The organism is Aldersonia kunmingensis, from assembly GCF_001646865.1.
Taxonomy (GTDB): Bacteria; Actinomycetota; Actinomycetes; order Mycobacteriales; family Mycobacteriaceae; genus Aldersonia; species Aldersonia kunmingensis.
The window spans coordinates 19,724-29,031 of sequence record NZ_LRRB01000286.1; the positions used below are offsets into that span (position 1 = coordinate 19,724).

Consider the following 9,308-nt stretch of genomic DNA (forward strand, 5'->3'; position numbering starts at 1 on the left):
CCGTCCAACGCAACGGATCTTCCGTTCACACCATGGCGCGGCGTCTCACATGATGGATGGAACATTTGTTGCGTCCAGCGGGGTGAATGGATCATTCGTCCCGGAGCGCAGCGCGACTACGTGCGGTCGAGCAGCTGCGCACACCGAAGCAGGCCAAGGTGGCTGTACGCCTGCGGGTGGTTGCCCAGCGACCGCTCGGCGACCGGGTCGTACTCCTCGCTGAGCAGGCCGGTCGGACCGGCGGCGTTCACGAGCTGGGTGAACAGCGCCTCGGCGTCGCTCCGCCGACCGATCAGCAGGTAGGCCTCGACAAGCCACGCCGCACACAGGTGGAACCCGCCCTCGCCGCCGGGCAGCCCGTCGTCGTGGTGGTAGCGGTACACGGTGGACCCGCTGCGGAGTTCGGCCTCGGTCGCGAGCACGGTCGAGACGAACCGCGGGTCGTCGGCGGAGATCAGTCCGCTCAGGCCGATATGCAGGGTCGCGGCGTCGAGGTCGCTGCCGTCGTAGGCCGCGGTGAACGACTCGACCTCGCCGTTCCAGCCCTTCTCGAGCACCTCGGCGGCGATCTGGTCGCGCAGCGCCGACCACTCCGGCTCGGCGGTGCGGTCGAACTTCGCGGCGAGGGTAAGCGCGCGGTCGACGGTCAGCCAGCCCATCACCTTCGAGTAGACATGGTGCCGCGGGTTGTCGCGGATCTCCCAGATGCCGTGGTCGGGTTCGTGCCAGCGCCGCTGCACCGCCTCGACCATTGCCCGGACGAGTTCCCAGTCCCGATCGGGCAGGATCTCGGCGGCCGCCGTCATGCCTTTGCGCTCGCGCCCATGCGCAAGGTCGCAGATGAGCGCCACGATCGGGCCGAATACATCGAGCTGAACCTGTGCGTTCGCGGCGTTGCCCACCCGCACCGGGCGCGAGCCCGCGTAACCGGGCAGCTGATCGATCACCGCTTCGGGCGGCAGGCCCTGGCCGTACAGGGTGTAGAGCGGGTGCATCCGCTCCGGCCCGGGCAGCGTCTCCAGCACGCGATGCACCCAGTCCAGGTAGGCCTCGGCCTCGCCGAGCGAGCCGAGCGACACCAGTGACGCCGCGGTCATCGCGGCGTCTCGCAGCCAGCAGTAGCGGTAATCCCAGTTGCGCACGCCGCCGATCTCTTCGGGCAGTGAGGTGGTGGCGGCGGCGAGGATCGAGCCGGACGGTTCGTGCACAAGCCCACGCAGCGTGAGGGCCGATCGCTTCATCAGGTCCGGCTTGACCCGGGGGAGTTCGAGGCCGCGCACCCAGTCCGACCAGTAGGCCTCGGCCTCCGCGCGGCGCTCGGACTCCTCATGGGTTGACGGCGCAAGATCCCAAGTACCGCAGCGCAATTCGAGGACAATCTCGCCCTCGGAAGGGTCGACCACGGCGTAGGCGGTCTGGTGCATTCCATCGCTGGTGATATCCCAATGCACGCCGGGGGAGCGCAGCACGAGCGGTTCGTTCGAGCCGTATACGCGCAGCCCGTACTCCTCGCGCTCGATCTGTACCTGCGCCTGTCCGAACTCGGGCCGCGGTGCGAAGGTGACGATGGCCTTCGCGCGGCCGCGGACGACTCGGGTGACGTCGGTGCGTTCCGGAGCCACATCATGCGGTAGGTAGTCGATGACCTGCAATGCGGCCCAGCGGGTTTCGACGGTCATCGTGCCGTCGAGGTAGCGCTGCGACAGCGGCAGCGACTCGCGCTGCGGGCCGATGCTGAAGTGGCCGGCCTCGGTACCGCCCAACAGGTGGGCGAACACGGCGCCGGAATCCGGCTCCGGATGACACAGCCAGGTCAGGGTCGCTTCCGGGGTCAGGAGGGCGACCGACCGTGGGCTGGCAAGCATGGTCAGCCGCTCGATGCGCGGGGCGTCCGCACCTGCGAGCCACGTGCGTCGTTCCTCGTACAGGAATGCGAGCGCGGTCGCGACATCGTCGGTGGATTCCACCCGGTACTGCGCCGCACTGTCGCCGGAGCCGACCTTGATACCGACATCGGGCCCGTGCAGCCGGACAAACGCCTTCTCATCGGTGACGTCGTCGCCGATGAAGACAGCAGCGGTGGCCGACTCCTGGTGACGCAGGATATCGATCGCGTCGCCCTTGTCGGTGGAGATCACCGCCAGTTCGATGACCGCCTTGCCCTCGGTCACCTGCACGCCCGTCCACGTTGCGGCGCCGTGCCGGACGAGGTTGAGCGCCTCGTCGGCGACCTGCTCCTCGGCATTGCGCACGTGCAGCGCGACGCTGGCGGGCTTCGTCTCGATCGTGACGCCCGGGTGATCGGACGCGATCGCGGACAGTTCCTTGGTGATGTCCTCGAGCAGGACCTTCGCGTCGCTGTCGATAGCGTGCAGGAAACCGACCTCGAACTCGGAGCCGTGGCTACCGACCAGGTGAACCTCGGCGGGTAGTCGCGACAGTGCGGCGAGATCGCGCAGCGCGCGGCCGGAGATAGCGGCCGCCGTGGTGCTGGTCAGTCCGGCAAGTGCCCGCAGCGCCAACACGGACGACGGATTCGGAAACGCCTTCGCCGGGTCGGAAACGATCGGCGCCATGGTGCCGTCATAGTCCGAAGCAACGAGGAGACGAGGGGTCCGCGCGACCACGGCGAGGGCACGGCGTAGGTCGATAGCGAGATCGAGGGCACTCACTCCTGCAACGGTAGGCGAAGTGGGCACTCGCGACTGGACTCCGGAGGCATCGAAGTCGCACTAATCACAGCCATGCGGGAGCGCTAACTGGGGTGGCGCAGTCACGCCGAATTACGTCATGTGACACAGACGACCCCGGTCCCGCGCCGGGTCTGCTGGCGCGGTGCCGGTCAGATCGACCGGCGGTCGCCGAGCAGCAGGTCCACGGTGAGTTCGAGGCGTGCCGCGACGTCGGTTGCCGACGAACGGCGAGTCAGCCAGGCCACCAGGTTCGACAGCCACACGTCGCTGATCACTCGTGCAATCGCGAGCTGTTCATCGGTGGGGTCGCCATCGTTCATCGCGCGGGCGAACAGCCGGTCCATCACCTTGCCGACGCGGTCGACCTCGGCGGCAGCGGAGGCGTCGGCAAACATGAACGCCCGCGTCATCGCCTCGGTGAGCAACGGATCGCGCTGCATCGAGCGGGTGATCGCCGAGAGGAGCTGCTGCATGCGCTCCTGGGCGGTGCCTCCGGTCGACGGCCGCCGCTTGCTCTCGATCCGCTCGAACTCGCGCGCGAGCGCGGACACCAGCAGGTGAACCTTCGACGGGAAGTAGCGGTAAAGGGTGCCGACCGCGACGTCGGCACGCTCGGCGACCGCGCGCATCTGAACGGCTTCGTACCCACCCTTGGAAGCCAAAGCCAGCGTCGCATCGAGGATTCGCTTGCGTCGCTCGCGCTGTGCGTTGGAGCTCAAGTCGTCTTCGCTGAGGGTGGTGACAGCGCCGTTGCCCGCACTTTGCGAACGGGGGGAACTTGCCATCGACTGGTGCCTCGTTCTGTTCGGTTTGCACTTGACTTTAGAGTGACATTAGAACACGTTCTACGTGCGGGTGTCATCATTGAAAGGCGGCGGAAGCTGTGACCACAGCCACCACTGACGAGCACAAAGCCGTTCAGGAATCCATTCGGGCTTGGGCTCGTTCGGCGGACCCGATTGCAACTCAGCGAGAGGGTGGCAGCGAGTCCTGGCAACCGCTGTGGCCGGGTCTCGCAGACCTCGGCTTGTTCTCCGTAGCGGTCCCCGAAGTGTCCGGCGGCTTTGGCGGCACAGTCCTCGACCTGACGGTGATGCTAGAGGAAACGGCCCGGAATCTGGTTGGCGGTCCGGTACTGACCACGGCCCTCGCGGGCCTGCTGGTAGGCCGTGACGGCGCAGGCGAGTCTGCCGCGGCGCAGCGTTTCGGCGCCGATATCGCCGAGGGCAAGCTGGCCGTCGCGGTTGCGCTGAGCGGGCGGCCGCTGGTCGGCACCGCCGGCGACGCGGGCACCCTGACAATCTCCGGTGACGCCGGCCTGGTGCTCGGCGCGGCAGAATCCGCCGCCGTGCTGCTGCCGGTCGAAACCGATGGCAAGACCGTGTGGGTGCTGCTCGATGCGGCCACCTCGGGGCTCACCCGCGAGACGGTCAAGGGCCTCGACCACGGTGTCCCGATTGCCCGTGTGAGCTGCGCGGATGTTCACGTCGACGCGGATCGCGTGCTCGACGGTCTCGGTGCGGACGTGCCGCGCAACCTCGCCGTCACGCTCGCCGCCGCCGAGGCCGCGGGCATCGCCGGGTGGTGCCTCGACACCGCCGTCGAGTACGCCAAGGTGCGCGAGCAGTTCGGCAAGAAGATCGGCTCCTTCCAGGCCGTCAAGCACATCTGCGCGCAGATGCTGACCCGCGTCGAGCGCATCCGCGCGGTTGCGTGGGATGCCGCTGTCGCCGCGGAAGAGGGCAATGACCTCCCGATTGCCGCGGCGGTGGCCGGTGCGGTGGCACTGGATGACGCTGTCGAAACGGCCAAGGACTGCATTCAGGTCCTCGGCGGCATCGGCTTTACCTGGGAACACGACGCGCACATGTACCTACGCCGGGCCGGCACGCTGCGACAGCTGCTCGGTGGTGGCTCGAAGTGGCGTTCCCGCGTCGTCGAGCTCACTCGCGCGGGTGCCCGTCGAGGCTCGAATCTCGACCTCAGTGATTACGCCGATCTGCGCGCCGGGATCGCCGCGGAGGCGGAGAAGATCGCTGCGCTCCCCGCGGACGAGCGCCGCGTTCCGCTCGCGGAATCGGGCCTGCTTGCGTCGCACTGGCCCAAGCCGTACGGCCGCGGTGCTAATGCTGCCGAGCAACTGCTGATCGCCGAAGAGCTGGACCGCGTCGGCGTTGTGCGTCCGGACCTCATCATCGGCTGGTGGGCTGTGCCGACCATTCTCGAGCACGGCACGCCCGAGCAGATCGAGCGCTTCGCCATGCCGACCCTGCGCGGCGAACTCGACTGGTGCCAGCTGTTCAGCGAGCCGGGCGCGGGCTCGGACCTCGCCGCTCTGCGCACGTCGGCTACCAAGGTTGAAGGTGGCTGGAAGCTGCAGGGCCAGAAGGTGTGGACGTCGAAGGCTAAAGAATCGGACTGGGGCATCTGCCTGGCCCGCACGAACCCGGACGTCCCGAAGCACAAGGGCATCAGCTACTTCCTGGTCGATATGCGGAGCCCGGGTGTCGACATCCGCCCGCTGCTGGAGATCATCGGTGAGCCACGGTTCAACGAGGTCTTCCTGGACGACGTTTTCGTGCCCGACGACTGCCTCGTCGGCACAATCGACGACGGCTGGAAGCTGGCCAACACGACGCTCGCCAACGAGCGCGTCGCGATCGGCGGGGGTTCGTTGCTCGACGCCTCGATCGAGGAACTCGTCGAGGTGACGCCCGTGGACGACGCGATCGCCAACGACAAGCTCGGCGTGCTGATCGCGGATTCCACCGTAGGTTCGCTGCTCGATCTGCGTACCGCGATCCGCTCGCTCGAGGGTCAGGACCCCGGTCCCGAATCGAGCGTTCGCAAGCTGCTCGGCGTGAAGCAGCGCCAGGGCCTGGCCGAGTTCGCGTTCGAGGTGGCAGGTGCAGAGGGTGTGCTCGATGACGGCCCGGCGAAGGAATTCCTGGTTACCCGCTGCCTGTCGATCGCCGGCGGCACGACCCAGATCCTGCTCACCGTCGCCGCAGAACGGCTCCTCGGACTGCCGCGGGCTTAGCCCGTCTCCGCCGGGTGGGCTTAGCCGGCTCGCCTGGGTGCGGCTAGCTCGGTCGGCGTCGGGGAGGGCTGCCTTCCCGGCGCGCCGGATGAGTGATACAACTAGAACACGTTCTACTTAGAAAACGAGGCAGCGTGGACTTTTCCAGAGAGAAGACCAGCGAGGCCGTGGCCGAGGTCGTCACGGCTCTGTTGAGCCGCGAATCCGAGACCGATTCCGATGCTGGCTACAGCGTCGGAGCGTGGCAGCGGCTCGTTGAGAATGGGTTGCTGGCGCTGCCGCTGCCCGAGCGTTTCGGTGGCGACGATCAGGGACTCGCCGAAGTGGCGACCCTGCTCGGCGAGCTTGGCCGCAAGGCGGTCGCGACTCCGGCGCTGGCCACCCTCGGCTTCGGCGTCCTGCCCCTGCTCGAGCTGGCCGACGAGAACCTCCAGTCCGAGATCCTGCCCAAGGTTGCCGAGGGCGCGGTCCTCACCGCAGCACTGGCCGAGCCGGGCCGCCCGCTCGGTTCCGCTCCCGCCACGACGGCGACCGTCGACGGTGACACTGTCGTCATCGACGGCAAGAAGATCGGCGTGCAGTATGCGGCCGACGCGCTCGTCATCCTCGTGCCGACCGACGCGGGTATCGCGCTCGTCGCGCCCGATGCGGACGGCGTAACGCTGACCAAGGCTCCGACCTCTGCCGGCACCCCCGAGTACGCGGTCGAACTGTCCGGCGTTCGCATCCCGCGCGCGCGGCTGCTGACCGGCGATCCGGCTGTGCTGACTCGCTACGCGGTGGCCACCATCGGCGCGACGGCAGACGGATTGCTTTCCGGCGCAGCCGAACTCACCGCCGAGCACCTGCGCACGCGGCACCAGTTCGGCAAGCCACTCGCCACGTTCCAGGCGGTGGCGCAGGAGATCGCGGACGTCTACGTCACCTCGCGCACGCTGAACGTGACCTCGACCGCGGCGTCCTGGCGCCTCGGCACCGGTCTCGATGCGGACTCCGACCTGAACGTGCTCGGGTACTGGGTCGCCGCCGAGGCGCCCACCGCGCTGCAGGTCTGCCATCACCTGCACGGCGGTATCGGTGTGGACATCACCTATCCGATGCACCGGTACTTCTCGCAAGGCAAGGACCTCGCCCGCCTCGTCGGTGGCGCGGCCTACCGTCTCGACCTTCTGGGGGCGCAATGTTCATCGATCTGACCGACGAGCAGAAGGCTCTTCAGGTCGAACTGCGCAAGTACTTCTCGGAGCTGATCAGCCCGGCCGAGGCCGAGGTCATGATGACCGAGCGGCACGGCCCCACCTACCGCGAAGTGATTCGGCGGATGGGCAGCGACGGCCGGCTCGGCGTTGGTTGGCCGAAGGAGTTCGGCGGCCTCGGCTTCGGCGAGATCGAACAGCAGATCTTCGTGAACGAGGCGTCCCGCGCGGACGTTCCGCTCCCGTCGGTCACGTTGCAGACGGTCGGACCGACCCTGCAGAAGTACGGGACCGAAGAGCAGAAGAAGAAGTTCCTGCCCGCGATCCTCGCCGGTGAAGTGCACTTCGCCATCGGCTACAGCGAGCCCGAGGCCGGAACCGACCTGGCGGCGCTGCGTACCACCGCGGTGCGCGATGCCAACGGCGATTTCATCATCAACGGCCAGAAGATCTTCACCACCGGCGGTCACGATGCCGACTACATCTGGCTCGCGGTCCGTACCGGCGCACCGGATTCCCGGCACAAGGGCATCTCGATCCTGATCGTGGACACCACCGATCCGGGCTACTCGTGGACGCCGATCATCACGGCCGACGGCGCGCACCACGTCAACGCGACGTACTACTCGGATGTCCGGGTTCCGGCGAACATGCTTGTCGGCGAGGAAAACGCGGGCTGGCGGCTGATCACCACCCAGCTCAACCACGAGCGCGTCATGCTCGGCCCCGCCGGCCGCATCGGCGGTCTCTACGACCACCTGCGTTCCTGGGCCGGTGCCCGTGACCTGCTCGGTGAGCCGGACGTGCAGCGCACACTCGGCGAGTTGTTCGCGCTGTACCGCGTGAACGAGCTGCTGAACTGGCAGGTCGCTTCCGCCACCGGCGACGTCGACGTGGCCGATGCGTCCGCGACGAAGGTGTACTCCACCGAGAAGATCCAGCACGTCGGTCGCTTGATTGCCGAGATCGTCGGTCGCCATGGCGATCCCACCGATCCGGAAACCGCGCACCTGGCGGACTGGCTCGACAAGCAGGCCAAGCGCAACCTGGTCATCACCTTCGGTGGTGGCGTCAATGAGGTCATGCGTGAACTCATCGCGATGGTCGGCCTGAACCTGCCGAAGGTCCCGCGATGACCGCGACTCCGGAGGCTGCAGTGGACGCCAAGACCGAGATGATTCTCGCCGAGTCGCAGAAGATCCGCGAGAACGGCGCGAGCAAGCCGCGCAATGGTCGTGATCCGGTGAACATGCCGATGATCCGTACCTGGCTCGAGGCCATGCGCGACGACAACCCGATCTACGTGGACGAGGCCGCTGCGATTGCCGCTGGTCACGGCGGAATCGTTGCCCCGCCCGCGATGGCACAGGTGTGGACGATGCGTGGACTCGGCGTCACGCGGTCCGAGGACGATCCGCTGGGCAGGATGACCGACCTGCTGAACGAGGCCGGTTACACCTCCGTGGTGGCGACCAACAACGATCAGGTCTATCACCGCTACCTGCGCCCCGACGAAGAGGTCTCGATCGAGACCGTCCTCGAAGAGGTTGTGGGACCGAAGAAGACGGGCCTCGGTGAGGGCTGGTTCTTCACCACGCGCAGCATCTGGAAGATCGCCGGCACCGACGAGGTCGTGGCCGAGATGATGTTCCGCATCCTCAAGTTCGCGCCGCCCGCGAAAGACCCTGTGGCAGAACCGAAGACCGAAGCGGTTTCGAGCCTCGGCGCGCCGCTCGACGATCTCGATCCGTCGCGCATGCTGCGTCCGTCGGCCTCGCAGGACACCGCGTTCTTCTGGGACGGGGTTGCCGCGCACGAACTTCGGCTGCAGCAGCGGCCGGACGGCACGTTGCAGCACCCGCCGGTGCCCGCGCTGTGGAAAGACAAGTCCGAGCAGACGGATTACGTCGTCGCTGCCGGTACCGGAACGGTTTTCAGCTTCGTGGTGCATCACGCGCCGAAGGTGCCGGGCCGATCGCTGCCGTTCGTGGTGGCGCTCATCGAGCTGGACGAGGGTGTGCGCATGCTCGGCGAGCTGCGCGGCATCGACCCCGCCACTGTCGCGATCGGTCAGCGCGTGGAGGTCGAGTTCATCGACCTGCCCGGTGACGACGAGACCGACCAGAAGCCATGGACGCTGTACGCCTGGCGTCCGATCGAGGAGAGCTGATGAGCTCCATCAGTACGCAGATCACGGTGGGCGAGAAGCTGCCCACGCAGTCGATCTATGCCGACCCCACGTTCATCGTGTCGACTGCCCTGGCCACCAGGGATTTTCAGGACGTGCACCATGACATGGATCTGGCGCGCAAGCGCGGGTCGAAGAACATTTTCGCCAACATCCTGACCGACACCGGTCTGGTGCAGAAGTTCATCACC

Annotated in this window: 7 protein-coding genes; 5 read left to right on the plus strand and 2 right to left on the minus strand. The window is 67.3% G+C overall.

What is annotated here, in order from left to right:
* Positions 1-116: 116 nt before the first annotated feature.
* Both otsB and kstR read right to left on the minus strand, forming a co-directional pair.
* Complete coding sequence (gene otsB, locus A8G08_RS22940; protein ID WP_068279278.1) at positions 117-2,672, minus strand: trehalose-phosphatase; 2,556 nt, start codon at positions 2,670-2,672, stop codon at positions 117-119.
* Positions 2,673-2,842: 170 nt separating this feature from the next.
* On the minus strand, positions 2,843-3,478 hold the full coding sequence (gene kstR, locus A8G08_RS22945; protein ID WP_068279281.1) for a cholesterol catabolism transcriptional regulator KstR: 636 nt from the start codon (positions 3,476-3,478) through the stop codon (positions 2,843-2,845).
* A 98-nt stretch (positions 3,479-3,576) separates the two neighbouring features.
* On the opposite strand from kstR, the gene A8G08_RS22950 reads away from it, so the two are divergent.
* From A8G08_RS22950 to A8G08_RS22970, 5 genes are all read left to right on the plus strand, one after another.
* A complete protein-coding gene (locus A8G08_RS22950) occupies positions 3,577-5,733 on the plus strand; it encodes an acyl-CoA dehydrogenase family protein (protein ID WP_068279284.1) in 2,157 nt (718 codons plus the stop codon).
* Between the two features lie 134 nt (positions 5,734-5,867).
* Positions 5,868-6,929 carry an acyl-CoA dehydrogenase family protein gene (locus A8G08_RS22955; RefSeq protein WP_068279287.1) on the plus strand — a complete coding sequence of 354 codons (1,062 nt, stop codon included), beginning with the start codon at positions 5,868-5,870 and terminating at the stop codon, positions 6,927-6,929.
* The gene (locus A8G08_RS22960) at positions 6,914-8,065 is read left to right on the plus strand and encodes an acyl-CoA dehydrogenase family protein (RefSeq protein WP_068279290.1); all 1,152 of its coding nucleotides are present in this window, start codon (positions 6,914-6,916) and stop codon (positions 8,063-8,065) included. Before A8G08_RS22955 ends, A8G08_RS22960 begins: the two co-directional genes overlap by 16 nt.
* On the plus strand, positions 8,062-9,099 hold the full coding sequence (locus A8G08_RS22965) for a bifunctional MaoC family dehydratase N-terminal/OB-fold nucleic acid binding domain-containing protein (protein WP_068279294.1): 1,038 nt from the start codon (positions 8,062-8,064) through the stop codon (positions 9,097-9,099). The genes A8G08_RS22960 and A8G08_RS22965 overlap by 4 nt, the downstream gene beginning before the upstream one ends.
* Positions 9,099-9,308 (plus strand): hotdog family protein (locus A8G08_RS22970; protein WP_483757022.1); only part of this gene is annotated, 210 nt, incomplete at its 3' end. The genes A8G08_RS22965 and A8G08_RS22970, both read left to right, overlap by 1 nt.